The organism is Actinopolymorpha rutila, from assembly GCF_013407855.1.
Taxonomy (GTDB): Bacteria; Actinomycetota; Actinomycetes; order Propionibacteriales; family Actinopolymorphaceae; genus Actinopolymorpha; species Actinopolymorpha rutila.
In genome coordinates, this window is the sequence record NZ_JACBZH010000001.1 from 6,258,812 (window position 1) to 6,280,509 (window position 21,698).

Consider the following 21,698-nt stretch of genomic DNA (forward strand, 5'->3'; position numbering starts at 1 on the left):
AGGCCGGCTGATACAAGAAGACATGCCTTCCGAAAACCGCACAGCCGAGGTCGCGGCGGTCATGGAACACCTGCGTGAGGCGTGGCGCGCTGCCGACATCGACCCTCGTCTCTGCGGGTGAGCACATAGGTCGCGTGCGGCTGGCGGGTCGCCACCACGAACGTCGTTCTCCGGCAATGACCCGGCGGACACTCGGAAGGTCGCTCAGGCGGCGAGGACATGGTCCATCCGCCGGGCGACCCGTCCGTGGAACGCGAGCGTCGCCACCGAGCAGGCGATGCCGGCCAGCAGGGCAGTCCACCACAGCACACCCGGGCCGAGACCGGAGTACAACCCGACGCCCAGGGTGAGGGCACCGAACCTCGCCGTCCCCCAGACCCAGCCGAACGCGCCCTGGTAGCGACCGCGCGCGTGCGCCGGGGCGAGGTTGGCGATGACCGACGCGGCGATTCCGGCGACGACCACCTCGCCGACGGACCAGACGACCACGGAGAACGCATAGCCCGCGACCGTGTTCGCGAGACCGGTCATCGCCACACCGACGGCGACCAGGACACCGCCGGCGCACTGCACCGGAAGCTGCGGTAGCCGGGCCAGCCGCGCCGTCACCACGGGCTGGAGGAACACCACCATCACCGCGTTCAGGGCAGCCATCGCGCCGTAGACCGACGGGGACAGGCCGCTGTCGTGGATGGCGAGCGGCAGCGCCACCTCGGTCAGCGAGTAGACGAACAACTGGACGCCGAACAGCGGAAGCAGGGCCAGTCCGAGCCGGTCCCGCAGGACGACCCCGTAGCCGATGCCGTCCTTCCGCTTCGGCGCGTCCCCGCCCTCGTCCGTCCCCGCGTCCGCCGCGGGCCGGTGTTCGCGCAGCCGGAACGCCACCACGGCGGCGAAGACCAGCATGCTCCCGGCGTCGACCGCGAACAGCAGCCAGTAGCCGCGCGCGGCGAGGAACCCGCCGAGCACTCCGGCCACGGCCGTACCGATGTTCACACCCCACTGGAACAGCGCGTACGCCCGCCGCCGGTGTTCGGCGTCCACGGCGTCGGCCAGCAGCGCGTACGCGGCCGGGCTCACCATCGACCCCGCGGCGCTGATCAGCAGTGCGGCGGCGGCCATCGTGGCCACGCCGGGAGCGAGGAAGAGCGCTCCCTGTCCCACCGACGCGGCGACCAGCCCGGCCAGCATCGTCGGACGCCTGCCGATCCGGTCCGCGAGCAGTCCGCCGACCGCAGGTCCGAGGAGGTTGCCGGCGCCGAGCGCGCCGAGGACGTAGGAGACGTGCGTCCCGGTGACGCCGCGGGTGGCCAGGAAGAACACCAGGAACGGGGTGACGAGGTAGCCGAGCCGGTTGACGACCGTGCCGGCGAAGACGGTCCAGACGACGGGTGGAAGCCCGCGGAAGGAGGAGAGCATGGCCAGACCCTGCGGCTAAGCCCATCCGCCGGGCCATTGATTAAGCTCAGTCCGAATCCAACCGCCCCGAAGAGGGCCGGACGGCACGAGCGACCCGACCGGTCGGCAAGAGGTACGTGAGGAGTACGCATGGAGTCGGTGCTCAGCTTCTCCACCGCGGACCTGGCGCTGACCCGGTACGCCGTCTCGCCGATGTGGGAGGTCGTCACCAGCTTCCGGCTGCTCCGGGGCGAGGTGGGCCCCCCGCTCCACCGGCGCTGGGCCGCACAGGTCCGCCCCCGGCTGGTGAGCGCCGGACTCGACCGCGGCTGGCTGGCCGAGCTGATCCCGCCGAACGGCTACCTCGCCGACTTCCTCAATCCCACGCCCGCCTCGCCGTTCCCCGCCCTGTCCGGGGAGCTGGAGACGATCCGGGCGACCTCGGCCGACCAGGTGCGGATCGAGCTGGACATGTTGGCGGCCGACCGGGACGGGGACAGGCAAGCCGGGCGGGGCGGCGGCCGGTCGGCCCGGTCCAGGCTGCTGTACGACGCGCCCGAGGAGGCGCTCGCGAAGGTGGCCGCCGAGATCGAGACGTACTGGGAACTCGCCCTCGCGCCCTACTGGGCCCGTATCCGGCACCTCCTCGAGGCCGACGTCTTCTACCGGGCCCGGCAGGCCGCCGAGCACGGCTCCGCCCACGTCCTCGACGAACTCCACGACTCCGTGCGCTGGGACGACGGCACCCTGCGGCTCGTCCGCCGGCACTGCTCGATCACCCGAGGCCAGGCGGGCGGAGGGCTGCTGCTGGTGCCGTCGGGGTTCGTGTGGCCGCGCGTCCTGACCCGGTCGGTGGCCGGCGAGCCGCCGCAGCTCGCCTATCCCGCGCGCGGGGTCGGCAACCTGTGGGAGCCGCGGACCCCGACGTCGGCGGCGGCGGTCGCCGGCGTTCTGGGGCGATCGCGTACGCGCATCCTGACCGAGCTCGACACCCCGTCCTCGACCACCGAGCTCGCGCGGCGGGCCGGCATGTCCGCCGCCGGGGTCTCCCAGCACCTCACCGCCTTGCGGGACGCGGGCCTGGTCACCGCCCATCGCAGTGGCCGGTCGGTCCTCTACGCCCGTACGTCCGTGGCCGACGCGCTGCTGACCCCCGACGCAGGCTGAACCTCCCCCGCTGTCAGTCCCAGTACGGCCGGACCTCGATCGCGCCGCACCTCGCGACCGGGTGCCTGGAGGCGACCTCGACCGCCTCGTCGAGGTCGGCGCACTCCAGCAGGTCGTACCCCGCGATCTGTTCCTTGGTCTCGGCGAACGGGCCGTCGACCACCAGCACGTCCTCGCCGCGGACCCGTACGGTCCTCGCGTCGGCGACCGGCCGCAGCCGGCTGCCCTGCAACCGCACCCCGCGTGCGTCCATCTGCTCCATCCAGGCGATCGAGTCCCGCCGCATCGCGGCCGACTCCTCCGGACCGCGCTCTTCGCCCTCGGCCCAGCACACCAGCATCATGAACTTCATCTCGGTCGCTCCTTCGCTCACTTCGGTCGCTCACTTCGGTCGCTCACCGGGCGGCGGCGACCATCCGGTCGAGGGTGGTGCTCATGTGCCGGCGCAGCACGGCCAGCCGGCCGGCGACGACGGCCTCGGCGCGCTCGGGGTGTTCGCGGACCGCCACGGTGAGGCCGGACTCTCCCGGACCGTGCACGAACGTGTGCCGTACGCGGGTCCGGCCGGGCGCGTCCGCCGGCAGCAGTTCGTAGGTCCAGACCGAACCCGGCCGGTCCGGGTCGTCGGAGGCGTCGAGCACCACCCACGCGAACACCCGCGGCCGCGTCGCCTCGGTGACCACACAGGTCACCCGGCCGACACCACCGTGCGCGAACCGGTTCGTGGCCGCGAACCGCGCGCCGGCCACCGGACCGCGGCCGGGGTCGCGCCAGTGCGCCTCGACGCACTCCGGGCTCCACTCCCCGATCCGGGTCACGTCGGCGAGCAGGTCCCACATCCGTTCCGGTGGTACGTCCACGACCCGCTCCAGGTCGACCCGCGCCCCGTGTACCTGGATCACCAGTTCTCCGCCCGGTTCGTCTCGTACGCCGCGAACGCCTCGTACGTCTGACACATCGGATTCCGTGCGCACTGCTTCCTTACCGGATACCCGTTGCCGCATGTGTTCCTCCTCACTCCCTCTCCGCTCCATGTCCGCTCCCAGTCCGCTCCCTGTCGGTTGCCGTCGACCACCTGACGAGCGACTCCGGGTCACATCGACAACGCTCCGCGACCGAGGCCGCACCGGGGTGGCCGGGAAGGAACGAACCGAACGCCCGGAAGCGGCCCCGCGAACCCCGCCGGTCCGCCTCCTGCCGACCAGCGAGCAAGGGTGCGCTGATCTAGGCTCTCCGGATGAGCGCGACCCCTTCCCCCTCCGCTCAGTCCGGGCTGCCCGGTCTGCCGGGCGGCCGCACCCTCGTGCCGTTACGCCCCTGGGCCGGCCGGCACCGCAACCGCCGCAGAGTGCTCGCGCCGGTCGGCCTCATCGTGGTGATGGCCGCACTCGTCACCCCGCTGATCGGGCTCACCGTCCTGGGCGCGGGACCAGAGCCCGCGGCGCTCGGCACCTTCTTCGCGTTCCTGCCGGTCGTCCCGGTGGTCGCGGTGTTCTTGTGGATCGACCGGTGGGAGCCCGAGCCCGGTCGGCTGCTGCTGATGGCGTTCCTCTGGGGAGCCGGAGTGGCGGCGCTCGCCGCGGCGGTCAGCAACTTCGCGCTCAACTACGCCTGGTCGCGCACCGTCGGCACCGAGGTCGGCGACCTGGTGAGCACCGTGGTGACCGCACCGTTGGTGGAGGAGGCGGTCAAGGGTGCGTTCCTGTTCGCACTCCTCGCCACCCGCCGGCGCGAGGTGGACGGCGTCGTCGACGGGATCGTCTACGCGGGCCTGGTCGGGGTGGGGTTCGCGTTCAGCGAGAACATCCTCTATCTCGGCACCGCGATCGCCGAGGGCGGACTCCACGGCGGCATCATGCTGTTCGCCCTGCGGTGCGTGCTGTCGCCGTTCGCCCACCCGATCTTCACCGGGATGACCGGGCTCGCCGTCGGCATCATGGTGCGCAGCCGGCGACCGATCCGGTTCGTCTACCCGCTGGCGGGTTACCTCGTCGCCGTCGGCCTGCACGCGCTGTGGAACGCCTCGGCGTCGCTGCTCAGCCAGCCCGGCTTCCTGCTCGTCTACGCCCTCTTCATGGTGCCGGTGTTCGCCGCGATGGCGATGGTGGTGCTCTGGCAGCGGCGCCGTGAACAGCGCATCGTGGCGAGCCAGCTGCCGCGGTTCGTCGCCGCCAACTGGATCTCGCCGGAGGAGGTACGCCTGCTGTCCAGCCTGGCCGGACGCAGCGGATGGCGCTCGGCGGTGAAGCGCAGGTGGGGCGCCGAGGCTGCCCGGGCCGTCCGCGACTACCACACCGCCGTCACCGAACTCGCGTTCTTCTACGACCGCTACCAGCGCGGCGCGATCGGGTACGACGCCGACCACTGGCGCGACGACCTGATCGGCAAGGTGCTGGAGGCCCGCGAGCGGGCCGTGCTGCACCCGCGGGCGATGGCGACCGCCGAGGAGGTCACCGGTCCGCCGCCGGCCCACCGATCGGCCGAACCGATCAGCTGAGCCCGTCAGCTGAACCCGATCGGGCGAGCGGCCGTCAGCCGAGCCGACCCCGCAGGGCAGCCTTGACGTCGGGTACCGCACTCGGCGTCATCGAGAGTTCGTCCACGCCCATCCGAATCAGCCGGACCGCCGCGTCCGGCTCCCCCGCGAGCTCGCCGCACACCGCGACGTGCCGACCGGCCGCTCGCGCGGCGTCGACGAGCGTCGCCAGCAGCCGCCACACCGCCTCGTGGCCGGGCTGGTAGAGGTCGCCGACCGCGTCGTTGGTCCGGTCAGCGGCCATGACGTACTGCGTGAGGTCGTTGCTCCCCACACTCACGAAGTCGACCTCGGCGCAGATCTCGTCGGCGGCCAGGGCGGCCGCCGGGACCTCGACCATCACCCCGACCTTCGCCGGCCGGGCGAACGCCGTCCCCTCGGCCGCGAGCTCCCGGGCCGCCTCCTCGACCAGGAGCCGGAACCGCCGCGCCTCCGCCGCCGTCGTCACCATCGGCGCCATCAGCCAGACCTCGCCGCGCCCGTACGCCGCGCGCAGCACCGCCCGCAGCTGGGTCCGCAACAGGTCCGGGTGCGCGAAGGCGTAGCGGAGCCCGCGCAGCCCGAGCGGCCCGTGACGCCACGGGTCGAGGTCCAGGGCCGGCAGCAGCTTGTCCCCGCCCACGTCCAGGGTGCGGACGACCGCGCGCCGGTCACCGAGCTCGGCCAGCACCTCGCCCAGTTCCTCGGCCTGCTCGTCCTCGCCGGGCAGGCGGGGCCGGTCGACGTAGAGGAGTTCGGTACGCAGCAGACCCACCGCGTCCGCACCGGCGGCCACCGCGGCGCGCGCCTCGGCCGTACCGCCGACGTTCGCGCTCACCGTCACCGGCGTCCCGTCGGCACGCACCACCGTGCTCGCGGCCTCCGCGCGGGCCCGCTCCCGGTCGGCGGCGAGGTCGCGGGCGGCCTGCCGGGCGGCGGACAGCTCCGACTCCGGCGGGTCGACCCGCACCTGCCCGGTACGCGCGTCCAGGACCACCGGCGTACCGTCGCGAACGTCCAGCACCGCCGGGCCGAGCCGGACCACCATCGGCAGGTCGAGGCCGCGGGCGAGGATTGCCGCGTGGGACGTACGCCCGCCGCGCGCGACCGCCAGGCCGGCCACCCCGGCCTCGCCGAGGGCCGCGACGTCGGAGGGAAACACCTCCTCGGCGACCACGACGGCACCGGAGACGTCCTCCGGTCGTACCGACGGCCGGGCGTCCACGCCCAGCGCGCCGAGCACCGCGCGGCCGAGGTCCTCCACGTCCACCGCGCGTTCGGCCACCTGGTCCGCGCCGCCGGCCAGCAGGTCGCGCGCCTCCAGCACGGACCGCCACCAGGCCACCTCGGCCGGCGTGGCCCGGTCGAGCTTCGCCTCCGCTCCCGCGTGCAGCGCCGGGTCGGCGAGCATCGCCTGGTGGGCACCGGCGATGTCGGCGCCGGACCCGCCACCGGCGGCTCGGCTGCCGAGTTCGGCGTCCACCTGCTCGACGGCGGCGGCCAGCCGCCTGCGTTCGGCCATCGGGTCGTGGGTGCCACCGGTCGGCGGCAGCCGGGGTTCGGTACGTCGCAGATGCCGGGCCGGCGCCACCACCAGCCCGGCCGAGGCGCCGACACCTCGCAGAGTGCCGGGCTCGGGCGCCGCGGACGCCGCGGGCTCGGCCCGCGCCGACGGCTCGGGCGGCACCGGAGGCCCGGCTGCCGACATCTCTTCGTCCAGCTCTCCGAACCCCGCGTCGGCCAGGGCGAGCACCGCGTCCACGGCTGCCCGGGCGTCCGGACCGGTCGCGGCGACCTCGATCTCCGCGCCCACCCGCAGGCCCTGGGCGACCACCGTGAGCACACCGGCCGCGTCCGCCCCGGGGCTTCCCGGCCGGCCGACCGTGACCCGCGCGTCGTACTCCCGAACCAGGTGCGCCAGCGCCGCCGCCGGTCGGGCGTGCAACCCGGCCGGGTTACGCAACGTCGTCCGCGCCCGTTCCTCGCCCTCGACAGGCTCCTCCGCCGGCCCCCGCGACTCCGGTGACTCCGGCGACTCCGGCATCCCTGCCATGCTCGCCCCGGCGGTGGGCGCGTACGCAGCCCGCGCCTCGGCGGCGACCTCGGCCGGCCCGGCGCCCCCTGCCGCGGTGGTAGCGGCCGCGACCGCGCCCTCCACCAGCGGCGCGTCAACGAGCAGAACCCGGTCCGCCTGGTCCGGGTCGAGCGTCTCCAGGACGAGTTCGGCAGTGAGCTGCGCGCTGCCCAGGTCGTACAGCACGACCACGCCGGCACCTTCGTCCGGACCCGCCTCGGCGAGCACGGACGTCACCGCCGCCAGGATCGCGTCGAAGCTGGTGCCCACCCCGCCGTCGTCGGTACCGCCGACCGCGCGGATGTCCACCTCCGGCGCCATCTGGGCGGCGAGGGTGCGTACGCCCTCGGCCAGGGTGGCCACGTGTGCGACCAGAACCAGCCCGACCGGCGTCGCCATGCCTACGCGGAGTGGTCGGCGACGTCGGCGAACACCCGGAACAACAGCGCCGACGACGTGGCGCCGGGATCCTGGTGACCGGCGCTGCGCTCGCCGAGATAGCTCGCCCGGCCCTTGCGGGCGATCAGCGGGATGGTGGCCCGCATGCCCTCCTCGGCGGCGTCGGCCGCCGCGGCGAGCGCCTCCCGGGTGGATCCGCCGGCCGCGACGACGCGCTCGGCCGCCTGCACGGCCGGGTCCCAGGCGTCGACCATCGTCTTGTCGCCCACCTCGGCCTTGCCGCGCGCCACCACGCCGCCCAGGCCGGCCCGCAGGGCACCCGCGAGGTCGGCGGCGCCGAGCTCGTCGCGCCCCTTGACGCTGGTGGCGGCACGCAGGAACGCCGTGCCGTACAACGGGCCCGCGGCTCCCCCGACCTTGGAGATCAGCGCGGTCGCCACCGCCTGGAGCACGTCGGCGGGCGTACCGGGCTCGGTCTCGGCAAGCCGGTCCACCGCCGCCTTCATGCCGCGGTCGAGGTTCTCACCGTGGTCCGCGTCCCCGATGGCGGCGTCGAGTTCGATCAGGTACGTACGGTTGGCCGCCACCACGGCCGCGTAGTCGGCCACCACGCGGAGCAGGTCCCGCGTGGTCATCGACAGGTCATCGGAGGGCATGCGGCGTCACCGTCCCCAGCGCAGGGCGGGCGTGTGCACGGGCGCGTCCCACAGGTCGATCATCTCCTCGTCCAGGCGCAGCAGGGTGATCGACATGCCCGGCATCTCCAGCGAGGTGATGTAGTTGCCGACCAGCCGCCGCTCGACGGCGATGCCGCGCTGGGCCAGGACCTTCTCGGCGTGGGCGTAGGCGATGTAGAGCTCCATCAGCGGAGTGCCGCCCATGCCGTTGACGAACAGGAGCGTCCGGTCGCCGGACTCGAACGGCATGTCCTCCACGATCGGGGCCAGCAGGCGTTCCACGATCGCGTTCGCGGGCTCCAGCGGTACGCGTTCCCGGCCGGGCTCGCCGTGGATGCCGATGCCGATCTCCATCTCGTCCGGCCCGAGCTCGAACGTCGGCTTGCCGGCGTGCGGCACCGTGCACGAGTCCAGCGCCATCCCCATGCTGGCCACGTTGTCGTTGACCCGGCGGCACAGCGCAGCCACCGAGGCCAGGTCGTCACCGCGCTGGGCGGCCGCGCCGACGATCTTCTCCGCGAGGACCGTGCCACCGACCCCGCGCCGCCCGGCGGTGTAGAGGCTGTCCCGGACCGCCACGTCGTCGTCGATCACCACCGCCGCCACCTCGACGCCCTCGGCCGCGGCCAGTTCTGCGGCGGTCTCGAAGTTCAGGACGTCGCCGGTGTAGTTCTTCACGATGTGGAGTACGCCCGCACCGCCGTCCACCGCCTTCGTCGCGGCGAGGATCGGGTCCGGCGTCGGCGAGGTGAACACCGGCCCGGGGCAGGCCGCATCCAGCATTCCGTACCCCACGAAGCCGGCGTGCAGAGGCTCGTGCCCGCTGCCGCCGCCGGAGACCACGCCGACCTTGCCCCGGCGGGGCGCGTCCACCGACACCACGTAGTCGGGGTCCAGATGCACGCTCACGAGGTCGCCGTGCGCGGCGGCCAGGCCGGCCAGTGCCTCCGCGACGACGTTCGCCGGATCGTTGATGATCTTCTTCATCCCCGCACCCTCCCACCGTGCAGTCCTGGCGTCACCCTGTTGGTCCTCCCGGGTTCGGTCCCACCGAGTTCGGTCCCACCGGGTTTTTGGGCTCCCGAGTTCGGTCCTACCCGAGCGCTCCGCCGCCGACCCCTGACTCGGCCAGGGGGCAGCGCCGGGGAACGATTCGGCCTACGGTGAAGACACCCAGCGCTTCTGCCCGGTCACTCGCGGGAGCGCCACTACACTGCCCAACCGTGATCTTCAAGCGCGTCGGCGACGGACGCCCCTATCCCGAGCACGGCACGACCCAACGCGAGTGGGCCGAGCTGCCGCCGCGCCCGATCCGGCTGGACCAGTTGGTCACCACCAAACGCACCCTCGATCTGGACACCCTCCTCGCGGAGGACTCCACCTACTACGGAGATCTCTTCGCCCACGTGGTCGAATACCAGAACGAGCTGTACCTCGAGGACGGCTTGCACCGGGCACTGCGAGCCGCCCTGCACCAGCGCATGGTGTTGCACGCCCGCGTGCTTCGGCTCAAGGGCTGAGGATTTCCCGAACGGGGAAGGGGGCGCACATGGCATGGGACGACACCGCCGAGCTACGCAGAGCCCGGCGGCGGCGCAGGCGGAGGATCCGCGGTCCCCTCACCCTGGTCGTCCTCATCGGCCTCGTCGCCGGAGCCGGGTGGTTCGGCTGGCACGCGGTCCTCAGGGCCATCCCGGGCGTCGGGCCGGACCTCGTGTGCAGCACACCCTCGCCGGGCCAGAAGCAGCGGATCACGGCCACCAAGGTGATCGTGAACGTCTACAACGCGAGCAAGATCGGCGGACTCGCGGAGCGTACGGCGACCGACCTCCGCCAGCGCGGCTTCACTGTCGGCACCGTGGCCAACGACCCGAAGAAGGCGACCGTGAGGGTCGCGGAGGTTCGCGGCCGGGCCAAGGACGCACCGGAGGTCATCCTGGTCGCCGCGCAGGTCGCCAAGGAGAAGGTCAGCGTGGACGACCGGACCGACGCGAGCGTCGACCTGGTCCTCGGCAGTGACTTCCACGGCTTCGTCACCAAGGCGCCGACGGCCATGGACGTCACCACCACCGTGCCGGTCTGTGTGAAGCCGAGTCCCACGCCGGGCGGCGTCGCCGGCTGACGGCCCGCACGCCACCTGCCGGCCCCGCGGCCCGACCCTCCCGGGATCAGGGCCGGCGGACCCACCGCATCCGCGGGTGCGTCGTCGACGGGTGGCCTTCCAGCCAGCCCGCCAGCCGGCCCGAACGGCTCACCGACCGCAGCCGGCGTTCGGTGGCCTCGCGTACCCGCCGCGGAGCGACCACGAGCAGGTCGTCGCCCGCCTTCAGGATCGTGCGCAGCCCGGGCACCAGGCTGCGGCCCTCGCGGACCACCAGCGCCACCGACGCCCCTTCGGGCAGCCGCAGCTCCCCGACCTCGACGTTGGCCAGCCGGGACCGGGGCAGGATCCGGATCTGCAACAGGTCTGCGTCCAGGCGTTCCAGCGGCGCGGCCTCCACGTCGAGGTCGCGCACCTCGTCCTCGCCGCCGAGCCGCAGCACCTTGCCCACCCACGGCAGGGTCGGAGCCTGCACCAGCGTGAACACCACGACCAGGACGAAGACCACGTTGAACAACCGGTCGGCGCGCTCCAGCCCGGCGGCCAGCGGGATGGTGGCGAGCACGATCGGCACCGCACCGCGCAACCCGGCCCAGGCGAGGAACACCTGGTCGGGTATCCGCGGCCGGAACGGCAGCAACGACACCACCACCGACAGCGGCCGGGCCACGAAGGTCAGCGCCAGCCCGCCGACCAGGCCGGCCAGGACGTCGCTCCAGTCCAGCCGGCTCGGCCAGGCGAGCAGTCCGAGCATCACGAACAACCCGATCTGGGCCAGCCACGCGAGCCCCTCCACGAAGGACCGCGTGGTCGGCCGGTGCGGGAGTTCGGCATTGCCGAGCACGAGGGACGCGACGTAGACGGCGGCGAAACCACTGCAGTGCACGAACGACGTGAACGCGTACGCCAGCACCGCGAACGACACCACCGCCAGCGGATACAGGCCCGACGACGGCAACGCCACCCGCCGCAGCAGCCATGCACCGCCCCACCCGATGATGAAGCCGAGCACCGTGCCGCCGGCGAGCTCGCCCGCGATCAGCCCGACGATGCGGGGTACGCCCTCGTGCGTCAGGGCGGAGGAGCTGAGCAGGGTGACCAGCAGGACGGTCGGGGCGTCGTTCAGGCCCGACTCGGCCTCCAGAACCCCCGCCAGCCGGCGGGGCAGCGGCACCTTCCGCAGCACCGAGAACACCGCCGCCGCGTCGGTGGGCGAGGTGACGGCGCCGAGGAGCAGGGAGAGCCGCCAGCCGAACCCGAGCGTGCCGTGCACGATCACCGCCACCACGACCACACTGACCGCGATTCCGACGGTGGCGAGGACGAGCCCGGGCAGCATCGACCCGCGTACCTCGGCCCATCGGGTGGTGAGGCCACCTTCGGTGAGGATGACCACCAGGGCGGCGAAGCCGAGCGCATGGGCGAGCTGGGCGTCGTCGAACCGGATGCCGAGCCCCACCTCGCCGAGCGCGACGCCCATCGCGAGGTAGATCAGCAGGCTGGGGAACCCGAACCGCACCGACGCGCGGACGGCGAGGATCGCCAGCAGCAGGACCAGGGCGCCGTACAGCAGGAAGTCGTTGAGCTCGGCGACTGTGATCATCGCCGGCACCTCCCCCCGCCCCCGGTCGACCCCGGTGGGGCCCAATTCTTCGCCAATGCCGAAGGGCCTGGGCACGTCAGGTACTCGTGCCCAGGCCCTCCTGCTGCGGTGGCGGTGGGATTTGAACCCACGGAGGGTTGCCCCTCACACGCTTTCGAGGCGTGCTCCTTCGGCCGCTCGGACACGCCACCGCCGGGTAGGTTACCGGACGGGGCGGGAAGCGCCTCACACGCCCCGGCGGGCGGCGAAGAACCGCCGCAGCACCTCGCCGCACTCCTCGGCGAGCACGCCCCCGACGACCCGCGGCCGGTGGTTGAGCCGGCGGTCGCGTACGACGTCCCACAACGAGCCGACCGCACCGGCCTTGTCGTCGTACGCACCGAACACCACCTGGTCGACCCGGGCCTGCACCAGCGCGCCCGCGCACATCGTGCACGGCTCGAGGGTCACGACGAGCGTGCAGCCGGAAAGCCGCCACTCACCCAGCGCGGCGGCCGCCTCCCGGATCGCCAGCATCTCCGCGTGGGCGGTGGGGTCGCCGGTCGCCTCCCGCGCGTTGCGCCCCCGGCCGATCACGGCGCCGTCGGGGCCGAGTACGACACAGCCGACGGGTACGTCACCGGTGTCCGGGGCCAGCGCGGCCTCGGCGAGGGCGGCCCGCATCGGGTCCTCCCAGCCGGACCCCTCGCACCCGGACCCTTCCCCGCCGGGCCCCTCCCCGCCGGAGCTCAGCGGACGGCCTCGAGCGCCTCGGCGAACCCCAGGCGTTCGGCCAGGAACGCCACCGCCGCCGCGGGGGGCGTGCCGATCGCCTCCGCCAGGCGGTTGAGGTCCTCGGCCCGGATGCCGAGGTCGTCCAGCAGCCCGGCCTCGCCGATGGGTTCGGACGGCAGCTCGACCGGCTCGTCCTCGTCCTCGTCGAGGTCGGTGGCCGGCACCGGCACCTCACCACCAACGTCGCCTGCGACCACGGCGGCGAGCCGGTGTTCCTCCGCCAGCTCACTCACCAGGGCCTCACCGACCGGAGAGCGGAACGTCTCGGCCCCGTCGGACACGTACACCCTGGGTTCCTCGTCGCCTTCCACCCGAACGACGCCGAACCAGTTCTCCTCCTCGACGAAGACCAGGACGATCTCGTCGTCGGACTCGACCTGATGTACCGCGTCGACCACGTCCTCCACGGTCTCCACGTCGTCGAGGTCGGTCTCACTCGCCACCCACTCGCCCCCACTGCGGGCGAACGCCGCCGCGAAGTACGACACCGCGCACCATTCCTTCGAGTTCTCGATCTGCACCTACGGCTTGTCTGGACCTGTCTTTCGCCGGGGTCCGCGATCGAAACCTAAGGGTCGCGATCCACGACGGTGCGGGTCGGCCGACATGCACATGGTCGGCGTGGTCAGCCGACCGAGGCCTCGACCGCCCGCTGGAACGCCGGGCCGTACCCGAGGCGCTCGGCGATCTTGGACAACATCTCGTCGGGGTAGAGGTCGAGGTCGTCGCACAGGGCGCCCATCTCCATCGCGGCCATGCCGAGGTCGGCCACGATGGTGAGGTCGCCGGCGGGCTGTGCCTGCTCCTCGTCGTCCTCGATGGGAACCGGCAACGCCAGCTCGTCGAGGACCTCCCGGGCCAGCGGCCAGTCGGTCGCCGCGGTCACGTCGGAGAGGAGGTAGCGCACCTCGTCGCCCACGACCCGGACCAGGATGAAGAAGTCGTCGTCGACCGAGACGGAGCCGATGCAGCCGATGTCACCCTGCATCTGGCGCAGCGTGCGCACGAACGTGTCGAGGTCGCGCGCCGCCGTGGTCGCCAGTGACGACGCCCGCCAGCAGCCTTCCTCGAGGTAGGTGACCACCGCGAAGTCGATCGCCGTGCTGCTCTCCTCGGCCATGTAGGGCATCGTGGCAGACCCGCGCGAAAATGCACCGGCTTTTCCCGCCCTTTGTTCGCCCGATCCGTACCTTTTCGCGGAACTTCCACCGAAGTTCCACCGAACCCGGACCGCACGCCTTGATCGGACGTACGCCTCGATCGGACGTACGACGGCTACAGCGCGCGGCGCAGGGCCTTGCGCTGCCGGCGGAGCTGGTTGGCCCGGACGGCGAACAGGTCCTTGGCCTCGGCCAGGTCGCGCAGCAGCGCGGCCCGGCGGCGCAGGCGTTCCCACTCGCGTTCGGTCAGGGGGCGCGGGTCCGCCGCCTCGGAGGCAGCGGAGGAGGTGGCGGAGGCGGCAGCGGGGGAAGTGGCGGAGGCACCGGTGGCGTGGTCGGGGGTACGGCCGGCAGTCGAGCCGGTACCTGGACCAGGAGCTGAGCCGGTGGGACGCGCTCCGGGGTCGCCGGGAGGGCTCGTGGCCTGCGTGAGAGGTGTGACCCAACCGCCGCGGACCGCGCCTGTCGCCGACGCGTGGAGAGCTGGCGAGTCCGACTGCCGTCTCTGTGCTGCGCTCATGACCCTGACCGCCGATCCAGACGATCCCCGTTGTGACGAAGGGGCCACCAGCCGGGTTTGGGCGACCCCAGACATGCCTCACTAAAGGTGGACCTTGTCCCGGGACCGGAGCAATGTCTATGACCGGTTTTTTCAGGCAGAGTTGCACTTTTTACGTGCCAGGCGCGCCCTCGGGGCGGATCGCTGGCTCTCCGAGAGGACGTGTTCACGGTGCGGGTTCGGCTCCACCACCGCTCCCACCGCAGGGCCCACCACCGCTCCCACCGCAGGCTCCGGCTCCGCGCCGCGATGGCCTAGGGTCACGCCCATGCGGATCCACGTCGCCGACCACCCTCTGATCGCGCACAAACTCACCGTGCTGCGAGACGCCGGTACCGACTCCCCGACGTTCCGGCTGCTCACCGACGAGCTGGTCACGCTGCTCGCGTACGAGGCCACCCGGCACGTCCGGACCGAGCCGGTCACCGTGACCACCCCGGTCGCCGAGGCGGAAGGCATCAAGCTGGCGGCGCCCAAGCCGCTGGTCGTGCCGATCCTGCGCGCCGGCCTCGGGATGCTGGAGGGCATGGTGCGGCTGCTGCCCACCGCCGAGGTCGGCTTCCTCGGCATGGTCCGCGACGAGAACACGCTGAAGGCCTCGACGTACGCCCAGCGGATCCCCGAGGACCTGTCCGGCCGGCAGTGCTACGTGCTCGACCCGATGCTGGCCACCGGCGGGACGCTCGCCGACTCCGTGCGGTTCCTGGTCGAGCGGGGCGCCGACCACATCACGGCGGTGTGCCTGCTCGCCGCCCCGGAGGGCCTCCGCTTCCTCGAACGCGAGCTCGCGGAGCTCGAGTCGGAGGGCGTCCCCGTCACGATCGTCACCGCCGCGGTCGACGACCACCTCAACGAGCACGGTTTCATCGTCCCGGGGCTCGGCGACGCGGGCGACCGGCTGTACGGCATCGCCGGCTGAGCTGTCCGACCCGCTGTCCGACCCGCCGGCCCGACCCTGGCCGACTCCATGCGCTGAGTTGCCCGACCGAATGTCCAACCCATCTGCCCGACCGACCTGACCCTGACGGTTACCGGTCCCTTACCGGTCCACAGGTTTGTCGACGGGACGTCCGGCCCATGCTGACGGCATGGGGGGATTCCCATGGGCGTGAAGGTCAGCGTCGTCGTCCCGGTGTACAACCTGGGAGCCGATCTCGACGCCAGCCTGGAGTCTCTGCTGGGCCAGTCCCTGGGGCCCGGTGAGTACGAGATCCTCATGGTGGACGACGGCTCACACGACGGGACCGCCCAGCGGCTGGAGAAGCTCGACCGGCTGCATCCGCCGCTGCGCGGCATCATGGCCGCCCACACCGGCGGGCCCGGCCGGCCGCGCAACATCGGGATCGAACGCGCTCATGGCGAGTACATCTACTTCCTCGACCCCGACGACCGGCTCACCCCGAACGCGCTGGAACGCATGTACGCCACGGCCGCCCGTACGAACGCCGACATCGTGATCGGAAAGCTGGTCGGCCACGGCGGCCGGTCGGTCTCCCGGCACGTCTTCCGGGCGTCCCGGGACCAGGCCGACCTCGTGGAGGACCAGCTGTTCGGGCTGCTGACACCGCACATGCTGTTCCGGTCGGCGTTCCTGGCCGAGCACCACCTGAGGTTCGCCGAGGGCGCGGCCAGGCTGGGCGACCAGCTTTTCGTCGCGCAGGCGTACTTCCGGGCGAAGGTGATCAGCGTGCTCGCCGACGAGGTGTGCTGCCACTGGATCCGCCGGCCCGAACGCGAGCAGGCCGCCCGCCGGTTCGACCCGCGGGCTTACTACCGCGCCCTGCGCGGAGTGCTCGACGTCGTGGACAGCCACACCGCTCCCGGCGACGAACGCGACCAGATCTACGCGCAGTGGTACGACGCGGAGATGCTCCGCCTGCTGGGCGCCCGGACGTTCGGCGGACTGCCGGTGCGGTACCGCCAGCACCTCCTCTACCGCGAGGTCGGCAAGCTGGCCGCGGAGCGGTTCGGCCCGGCCGTGGAGACCTGGCTGCCGCTGTCGATGCGGGTCCGGGCGGGACTGCTGCGCGCCGGGGCGTACGCCGACATCGCCCGGCTGGCCCGCGCCGAACGCGAGCTGACCGTGGTGCCAACCCTGGAACGCGTCGACTGGGACGGCGACCACCTGCTGATCCGGGTCAGCGGCCGGTTGACCTACGCCGACGGGCGCCCGGTGACCTTCCACCGGTTGGGCGGCCGGTTGCTGTGGCAGCCGCCGGTGCCGCTGCGGGTCGACGTACCCGAGGACGCCTACGACGTGACGGCCGCGATCAGCCGCAGCCGGCTGGACGTGTACGTACAGAACCGCAACGACTCCGGCGACTACCGGCTGCCGACGACCAGCCACCTGGTGCCCGACACCGCCGACGAGACCGAGCAGGTCGTGCTGCGCGGCACGGCCCGGCTCGACCCGCGCGTCGCGAAGGCCGGCCGCCCGCTGGAGGACGGGCTGTGGGACTGCTTCGTGCGCGCGGACAGCTGTGGCTGGGACGTGCAGCGGCGGATCGCCCGGCCGAGCCTCTACCAGACCGAACCGCCCTGCTCCAGCCACGTCGTGGGTACGGGAACGCTGGTCGAGCCGCACTGGACCACGCTGGGCAACCTCAGCGTGCGGGTCGCCGCGATCTGAGTCCCGGCAGGTCCTGGCGTAGGGCCGACCTCACTCCGGGCGGGGGTCCCAGCGGAACCGCCGGACGGCGACCAGCGCCCCGGCGACACCCCACGCGGCCAGTACGCCGAGGCTGGTCCAGGCGAACCCGCCGTGGCCGAACGCTCCGAGCAACGCCTGGTTGAACGGCCGTACCGGCAGGAAGTCCGCGACCCGGTTGACCACGTCCGCGTGGATCGGCATGTACGTGCCGGACACGAACACCAGCGGGAAGAGGACGAACTGCACGACCGCGGGCGCGGCTTCGGCGTTGCGGATCAGCGAGGCCACCCCGACGCCCAGCGCGCAGAAACCGGCCGCACCGAGCACGAGTGTCACCGCCAGCGCCGGCCACTGGGAGGGGCCGGGCAGCGGCACGCCGAAGACCCGGCCGATGCCGAGGATGAGCAGGACGTCCACGACGCTCACCAGGACGCAGTGCGCCAGCAGGCCGAGGAAGTACGTCCCGCTCGGCAGCGGAGTGGCCCGGACCCGTTTGAGCAGGCCGTTCTGCCGGCGCGTCGACAACACGATCGCGAGCTGGCTGTAGCACGCGCCGAGGACGGAGGTCGCCGCGATGGTGCCCACGTAGTACTGCAGGGCCGTGAGCCCGAAGAAGTAGTCGCTCGGGCCGATGCCGCCGAACAGCAGGCCGAACACGGTGATGATCAGTACGGGAAAGGCGAACGTGAAGAACGCGCTCTGCGGGTTGCGCCAGAACGTCAACTGCTCGTAGCGGATCTGGTGCCACAGCAGCGCGAGGTCGCGGCTCATCGGGAGCTCCTCTCCAGGACGGTCTTGGACGAGTCGGCTTCGAGCGAGTCGGCTTCGCGCGAGTCGGGGTCGGATGGGCGCTCGCCCGCCGCGCCCGTGAGGCGTAGGTAGACGTCCTCCAGGCTGGGGCGTTCGACGGTGAGGCCCTCGAGTACGGCACCCGCGCCGAGCGCCCAACCGGTGAGCCGGTGCAGCGTCCCGGTCGGCTCCGCGGTCTCCACGGTCACCAAGCCGCCGCGGTCCGGGCCGGCCACTGACTCCCCCGCCGCCACCGGTATCCCGTCGAGCGTCCAACCGCCGGGCAGGGCGAACCGGACCCGCGCCCGGGCGTTGTCGCGGCCGCCGAGCGTGGTGGGCGTCCCCTCGGAGATGATCCGGCCGCCGGCGATCACCGCCACCCGGTCGGCGAGTTCCTGCGCCTCCTCCATGTAGTGGGTGGTGAGCACGATGGTCGTTCCGGCCGCGCGCAACCGGCGTACGAGCTCCCAGGCGCCCTGCCGGGCGGCGGGGTCGAAGCCCGTCGTGGGTTCGTCGAGGAACAGCAGGCTCGGGTTGCCGATCATGCCCAGCGCGAGGTCCAACCGGCGCTTCTGGCCACCGGACAGCGAGCGGACCTTCCGGCGCCGCTGCTCGGTGAGGCCGACCAGGCCGATCACCTCGTCCACGTCGCGGGGAGCGCGATAGTAGCCCGCGTCGCGCGCGATCGTCTCGCGTACCGTGAGGTGCGGCTCCACCGCGATGTCCTGCAGCACAAGGCCGATCCGCTCACGTAGCTCCCGTTCTCCCGACCGGTCGCCGGGGTCGATGCCGAGCACCTCGACGTGGCCCGAGTCGCGGGTACGGAAACCCTCGAGGATCTCGAGGCTGGTCGACTTGCCGGCGCCGTTGGGTCCGAGCAGGGCGAAGATCTCTCCGTGCCGGACCGTGAAGCTCACACCGCGTACGGCACGGACGGGGCCGTAGCTCTTGTGGAGGTCCGCCACCACGACGGCGTTCCCGTCGGGGGCGGTACGGGTCTCGTTGGTCACCCGCTCAGTCTGGGTACGGCGCGACGGCTCGCACCACGGCGTTCGGTTGCCATCGCGTGCGACTTTCGTAGGGTCCGCCGGTGCGGTGTCGCTTGTCGGTGAATGGGAATACCGTGAGCGCACCCGAACCACCGCTGCCTGCCGAGGAGCGCGCCATGACCACCCTGAGCGACCGTCCGCACACCGCACTGCTGGTGATCGACGTGCAGAACGACGTCGTCGCAGGCGCCCACAACCGCGACGCCGTTGTCGCCAACATCGCCGCGCTCGTGGACCGGGCCAGGTCCGAGAACGTCCCCGTGGTGTGGGTGCAGCACTCCTCCGCCGACAACCTGCCGGTGGGCAGCGACGGCTGGCGGTACGTCCCCGAGCTCACCCAGAAGGACTCCGAACCCGTTGTGCACAAGCGGTATCCCGACTCGTTCGAGGACACCGACCTCGAGGCGGTCCTCGCCGAGCGCCGTATCGGACGCCTCGTCGTCGCCGGCGCGCAGACCGACGAGTGCATCCGCTCCACGCTCCATGGAGGAATCGTTCGGGGGTACGACGTGACGCTGGTCGGTGACGCCCACACCACCGAGGACCTGTCCGAGTGGGGCGCGCCCACGCCCGACAAGGTCATCGACCACACGAACCTCTACTGGGCAAACCACACCGCTCCCGGCCGGGAGGCAGGAACGGTCACCACCGATTCCGTGGACTTCGGCTGACCGTCTCCACGCACCACCGCTCTACTCGTCGCTGTCGGCCGAGCCCGCGTCCCCGCAACCTGCGGTTGACAGGTACCTGGGAACCACGTTTTTGTCCACAGGTAGCGGATCAGTTGCACATCAGATCTCCTTGTGGACAACGGATCTCGCAGCCGCGGCGGCCTCTAGGCTTCGAACATGCATTCGACGACGCAGGACCTTCCCGGCACCGGTGGCAGTGGAGCCGTCGGCCGGTTGAGGGCTGCGCTGGCCACGATCCGCGCCGGGGTGGAGGAGGCTTTGTCGACGCCGACCACGTGGGTGGAGGTCGGTGAGCTGGGGGCGCTGATCGGTGAACTGGAGGCGGAGAAGGCACGGACCGACGCGCTCACCCTGGCCTGGGTCCGCCAGGCCGAAGCCGGCGACATCGGGAAGACCACGGGTGCGGCGACCACCGCGGCGTGGTTGCGTACCGCGCAGCGGATGTCGAAGACCGAGGCCTCCGCCACCGTCGGCCTGGCCCGGGACCTGGACCGCACGGTCACCCTGACAGCCCGCGCGTTGGCGCGGGGAGAACTGTCGTTCAAGCACGCCCAGGTGATCGCGTTCGCGGTCAAGGACCTGCCCACCTGGATCGGTCCCGAACAGCGGATGAAGGCCGAGGAATACCTGATCACCTGGTCCAAGCGACGTAACCCCGACGACATACGCCTGCTGGGCCGGGCGTTGCTGCAGTACCTCGCACCACAAGAGTGGGAACGCCGGCTCGGGAAGGAGCTCGGCGACGCCGAACGTGCCGCCGAACGCAAACGGTCCCTGCGCTACCTGGCCAACGGGATTCCGGGGTCGGAAACCGTGGTGATCAAGCTGCCGGTGGTGGAGATGGAAGCCCTGCGGAAGATGGTCGAGGCGCTGATCGCCTCCGACACCCGCCCCGACCCCGACGAACGCCCCCTGGACCAAAAGTGCGGGGACGCCTTCGCCGAACTCCTCGCCCAGTGGGCGCAGCAGCAGGCATCCCCCAACAGAGGACGCGGACGCGACTGCGTCACCGTGCTGATCGGACTGCAGCAACTGATGAACGGCACCGGGTTCGGCACCATCGACGACCTCAACCCCGTCCGCCCCATGCCCTGCAACTGCCAAACCCCCGACGCCAAACGCCAAGCCCAGCGCAAGACCCGACAGCAGAACACGAGCACCAACGACACCGGCAGCACCACGGGCACCAAGCCCACAAGGTCGAAGACCACCAGGAACGAGCACGGCAAGGTCCCCGGCGACACCGAGCGCGAAGCCGGGACTGGTGGCGGTGTCGTCGACCCGGAAGCAAGGACTGACTCCGGCGAGACCACCAGACCAGCCCCGACCGGTGACCTGGGTACGGCCGGCGCCGAGTGCAGGGCGGCTACGCGGGAAGCTCAACCAGACAAGGAGAAACCGCCGGGCGATCCGGGTGGGGTCGCCGACCGGATACCCGAACCCCGAGAACCCGAGCACCACCCACAACCACATACCGAGACCGGAGCGGATCCAACAGGTGAAGCAGATCCGGAGGTAGACGCCGAACCCGAGGAGAGTGCGGCGGGGCCGGAGGCTGCCATCGACCACACCGGCCCCATCGACCCCCACGACGGCTGCCAGAAGTGTGGCGGTGGTGGGTCGGCCTGGATCCTCGGCCTCCGAGGAGAACCGCTCTCAGTCGCCACCATCCGCAGGATGGCCTGCGACGCCAACATCATCCCCGTCGTCCTCGGCGGCAACGGCGAAATCCTCGACATCGGGATGGCCGACCGGTTCTTCACCGAACCCCAACGCCGAGCACTCGCCATCCGCGACGGGTCCCACTGCCACTTCCCCGACTGCCAGGTCCCCGAACGCCGCTGCGTCGCCCACCACATGAACCCGTGGGACCACTTCGGCCCCACCAACCTCGCCAACGGAGTGCTGCTCTGCAAGACCCACCACACGTTCGTCCACCACAAAGGCTGGACAGTCCGCATGGGCGACCACGGCCACCCCGAGTACATCCCGCCCGAGTGGGTGGACCCGCAGCAGAAAGTACGCCGGCCATGAGGACCTCGGGCCGGAGAGTGCCACCCGGGCACGTCACACCCGCCCTGGCCACACCCT

The 21,698-nt window shown here is 72.0% G+C and carries 21 protein-coding genes and 1 tRNA gene; 8 read left to right on the forward strand and 14 right to left on the reverse strand.

Annotated elements, in window-relative coordinates:
* Positions 1 to 204: 204 nt before the first annotated feature.
* The gene (locus tag F4554_RS28115) at positions 205 to 1,419 is read right to left on the reverse strand and encodes an MFS transporter (RefSeq protein ID WP_179790551.1); all 1,215 of its coding nucleotides are present in this window, start codon (positions 1,417 to 1,419) and stop codon (positions 205 to 207) included.
* A gap of 129 nt (positions 1,420 to 1,548) precedes the next feature.
* On the opposite strand from F4554_RS28115, the gene F4554_RS28120 reads away from it, so the two are divergent.
* Entirely contained in the window at positions 1,549 to 2,565 is a 1,017-nt protein-coding gene (locus F4554_RS28120) for an ArsR/SmtB family transcription factor (protein WP_179790553.1), read from the forward strand.
* A 13-nt stretch (positions 2,566 to 2,578) separates the two neighbouring features.
* Here the strand turns inward: F4554_RS28120 and F4554_RS28125 are convergent, their stop codons facing one another.
* Positions 2,579 to 2,917 carry a YciI family protein gene (locus F4554_RS28125; RefSeq protein WP_179790555.1) on the reverse strand — a complete coding sequence of 113 codons (339 nt, stop codon included), beginning with the start codon at positions 2,915 to 2,917 and terminating at the stop codon, positions 2,579 to 2,581.
* A 43-nt stretch (positions 2,918 to 2,960) separates the two neighbouring features.
* A complete protein-coding gene (locus tag F4554_RS28130) occupies positions 2,961 to 3,467 on the reverse strand; it encodes an SRPBCC family protein (RefSeq protein WP_179790556.1) in 507 nt (168 codons plus the stop codon).
* Positions 3,468 to 3,802: 335 nt separating this feature from the next.
* On the opposite strand from F4554_RS28130, the gene F4554_RS28135 reads away from it, so the two are divergent.
* Positions 3,803 to 5,062: a PrsW family intramembrane metalloprotease gene (locus F4554_RS28135; protein WP_238341427.1), complete on the forward strand. Its 1,260-nt coding sequence runs from the start codon at positions 3,803 to 3,805 to the stop codon at positions 5,060 to 5,062.
* Between the two features lie 34 nt (positions 5,063 to 5,096).
* Here the strand turns inward: F4554_RS28135 and ptsP are convergent, their stop codons facing one another.
* Genes ptsP through dhaK form a run of 3 tightly spaced genes read right to left on the reverse strand, consistent with a single transcriptional unit; the run spans position 5,097 to position 9,217 of the window.
* The gene (gene ptsP, locus F4554_RS28140) at positions 5,097 to 7,553 is read right to left on the reverse strand and encodes a phosphoenolpyruvate--protein phosphotransferase (RefSeq protein ID WP_179790558.1); all 2,457 of its coding nucleotides are present in this window, start codon (positions 7,551 to 7,553) and stop codon (positions 5,097 to 5,099) included.
* A 2-nt stretch (positions 7,554 to 7,555) separates the two neighbouring features.
* Positions 7,556 to 8,209, reverse strand: coding sequence for a dihydroxyacetone kinase subunit DhaL (gene dhaL, locus F4554_RS28145; protein ID WP_202889491.1), 654 nt, complete (start codon positions 8,207 to 8,209; stop codon positions 7,556 to 7,558).
* Positions 8,210 to 8,215: 6 nt separating this feature from the next.
* Entirely contained in the window at positions 8,216 to 9,217 is a 1,002-nt protein-coding gene (gene dhaK / locus F4554_RS28150; RefSeq protein ID WP_179790560.1) for a dihydroxyacetone kinase subunit DhaK, read from the reverse strand.
* A gap of 236 nt (positions 9,218 to 9,453) precedes the next feature.
* Between dhaK and F4554_RS28155 the strand changes: the two genes are divergently transcribed.
* Entirely contained in the window at positions 9,454 to 9,750 is a 297-nt protein-coding gene (locus F4554_RS28155; protein WP_092652259.1) for a type II toxin-antitoxin system VapB family antitoxin, read from the forward strand.
* 29 nt (positions 9,751 to 9,779) lie between these two features.
* Positions 9,780 to 10,352, forward strand: a complete 573-nt coding sequence (locus tag F4554_RS28160; RefSeq protein ID WP_179790562.1) for a LytR C-terminal domain-containing protein — start codon at positions 9,780 to 9,782, stop codon at positions 10,350 to 10,352.
* A gap of 46 nt (positions 10,353 to 10,398) precedes the next feature.
* Here the strand turns inward: F4554_RS28160 and F4554_RS28165 are convergent, their stop codons facing one another.
* The 6 genes from F4554_RS28165 to F4554_RS28190 form a co-directional block, all read right to left on the reverse strand.
* Positions 10,399 to 11,931, reverse strand: coding sequence for a potassium/proton antiporter (locus F4554_RS28165; protein ID WP_179791822.1), 1,533 nt, complete (start codon positions 11,929 to 11,931; stop codon positions 10,399 to 10,401).
* 109 nt (positions 11,932 to 12,040) lie between these two features.
* Positions 12,041 to 12,125: transfer RNA gene (locus F4554_RS28170), tRNA-Ser, on the reverse strand.
* Positions 12,126 to 12,159: 34 nt separating this feature from the next.
* The gene (gene tadA / locus F4554_RS28175; RefSeq protein WP_179790563.1) at positions 12,160 to 12,597 is read right to left on the reverse strand and encodes a tRNA adenosine(34) deaminase TadA; all 438 of its coding nucleotides are present in this window, start codon (positions 12,595 to 12,597) and stop codon (positions 12,160 to 12,162) included.
* 65 nt (positions 12,598 to 12,662) lie between these two features.
* A complete protein-coding gene (locus tag F4554_RS28180) occupies positions 12,663 to 13,229 on the reverse strand; it encodes a tRNA adenosine deaminase-associated protein (protein WP_179790565.1) in 567 nt (188 codons plus the stop codon).
* A 104-nt stretch (positions 13,230 to 13,333) separates the two neighbouring features.
* The gene (locus tag F4554_RS28185) at positions 13,334 to 13,828 is read right to left on the reverse strand and encodes a tRNA adenosine deaminase-associated protein (RefSeq protein ID WP_179790567.1); all 495 of its coding nucleotides are present in this window, start codon (positions 13,826 to 13,828) and stop codon (positions 13,334 to 13,336) included.
* Between the two features lie 155 nt (positions 13,829 to 13,983).
* A complete protein-coding gene (locus F4554_RS28190) occupies positions 13,984 to 14,388 on the reverse strand; it encodes a hypothetical protein (protein ID WP_179790569.1) in 405 nt (134 codons plus the stop codon).
* A gap of 307 nt (positions 14,389 to 14,695) precedes the next feature.
* Here F4554_RS28190 and upp point away from each other — a divergent pair, with 307 nt between their 5' ends.
* Entirely contained in the window at positions 14,696 to 15,346 is a 651-nt protein-coding gene (gene upp / locus F4554_RS28195) for a uracil phosphoribosyltransferase (protein WP_179790571.1), read from the forward strand.
* A gap of 183 nt (positions 15,347 to 15,529) precedes the next feature.
* Positions 15,530 to 17,056 carry a glycosyltransferase family 2 protein gene (locus tag F4554_RS28200; RefSeq protein ID WP_179790573.1) on the forward strand — a complete coding sequence of 509 codons (1,527 nt, stop codon included), beginning with the start codon at positions 15,530 to 15,532 and terminating at the stop codon, positions 17,054 to 17,056.
* Between the two features lie 30 nt (positions 17,057 to 17,086).
* Here the strand turns inward: F4554_RS28200 and F4554_RS28205 are convergent, their stop codons facing one another.
* Positions 17,087 to 17,848 (reverse strand): ABC transporter permease, encoded by a 762-nt coding sequence (locus F4554_RS28205; RefSeq protein WP_179790575.1) that lies wholly within the window; start codon positions 17,846 to 17,848, stop codon positions 17,087 to 17,089.
* Complete coding sequence (locus tag F4554_RS28210) at positions 17,845 to 18,876, reverse strand: ATP-binding cassette domain-containing protein (protein WP_179790577.1); 1,032 nt, start codon at positions 18,874 to 18,876, stop codon at positions 17,845 to 17,847. Before F4554_RS28210 ends, F4554_RS28205 begins: the two co-directional genes overlap by 4 nt.
* A 155-nt stretch (positions 18,877 to 19,031) precedes the next feature.
* Between F4554_RS28210 and F4554_RS28215 the strand changes: the two genes are divergently transcribed.
* Both F4554_RS28215 and F4554_RS28220 read left to right on the forward strand, forming a co-directional pair.
* Entirely contained in the window at positions 19,032 to 19,586 is a 555-nt protein-coding gene (locus F4554_RS28215) for a cysteine hydrolase family protein (RefSeq protein WP_179790578.1), read from the forward strand.
* Between the two features lie 177 nt (positions 19,587 to 19,763).
* A complete protein-coding gene (locus F4554_RS28220; protein ID WP_179790580.1) occupies positions 19,764 to 21,641 on the forward strand; it encodes a DUF222 domain-containing protein in 1,878 nt (625 codons plus the stop codon).
* The last annotated feature ends 57 nt before the right edge of the window (positions 21,642 to 21,698 follow it).

Bases quoted from the DNA above. Each gene is read 5' to 3' on its own strand.
- F4554_RS28215 (WP_179790578.1), top strand. From the start codon at position 19,032: ATGACCACCCTGAGCGACCGTCCGCACACCGCACTGCTGGTGATCGAC.
- F4554_RS28115 (WP_179790551.1), bottom strand. From the start codon at position 1,419: ATGCTCTCCTCCTTCCGCGGGCTTCCACCCGTCGTCTGGACCGTCTTC.
- dhaK (WP_179790560.1), bottom strand. From the start codon at position 9,217: ATGAAGAAGATCATCAACGATCCGGCGAACGTCGTCGCGGAGGCACTG.
- F4554_RS28120 (WP_179790553.1), top strand. From the start codon at position 1,549: ATGGAGTCGGTGCTCAGCTTCTCCACCGCGGACCTGGCGCTGACCCGG.
- F4554_RS28125 (WP_179790555.1), bottom strand. From the start codon at position 2,917: ATGAAGTTCATGATGCTGGTGTGCTGGGCCGAGGGCGAAGAGCGCGGT.
- ptsP (WP_179790558.1), bottom strand. From the start codon at position 7,553: ATGGCGACGCCGGTCGGGCTGGTTCTGGTCGCACACGTGGCCACCCTG.
- tadA (WP_179790563.1), bottom strand. From the start codon at position 12,597: ATGCGGGCCGCCCTCGCCGAGGCCGCGCTGGCCCCGGACACCGGTGAC.
- F4554_RS28135 (WP_238341427.1), top strand. From the start codon at position 3,803: ATGAGCGCGACCCCTTCCCCCTCCGCTCAGTCCGGGCTGCCCGGTCTG.
- F4554_RS28160 (WP_179790562.1), top strand. From the start codon at position 9,780: ATGGCATGGGACGACACCGCCGAGCTACGCAGAGCCCGGCGGCGGCGC.
- F4554_RS28205 (WP_179790575.1), bottom strand. From the start codon at position 17,848: ATGAGCCGCGACCTCGCGCTGCTGTGGCACCAGATCCGCTACGAGCAG.
- F4554_RS28220 (WP_179790580.1), top strand. From the start codon at position 19,764: ATGCATTCGACGACGCAGGACCTTCCCGGCACCGGTGGCAGTGGAGCC.
- F4554_RS28200 (WP_179790573.1), top strand. From the start codon at position 15,530: ATGGGCGTGAAGGTCAGCGTCGTCGTCCCGGTGTACAACCTGGGAGCC.
- dhaL (WP_202889491.1), bottom strand. From the start codon at position 8,209: ATGCCCTCCGATGACCTGTCGATGACCACGCGGGACCTGCTCCGCGTG.
- upp (WP_179790571.1), top strand. From the start codon at position 14,696: ATGCGGATCCACGTCGCCGACCACCCTCTGATCGCGCACAAACTCACC.
- F4554_RS28185 (WP_179790567.1), bottom strand. From the start codon at position 13,828: ATGGCCGAGGAGAGCAGCACGGCGATCGACTTCGCGGTGGTCACCTAC.
- F4554_RS28190 (WP_179790569.1), bottom strand. From the start codon at position 14,388: ATGAGCGCAGCACAGAGACGGCAGTCGGACTCGCCAGCTCTCCACGCG.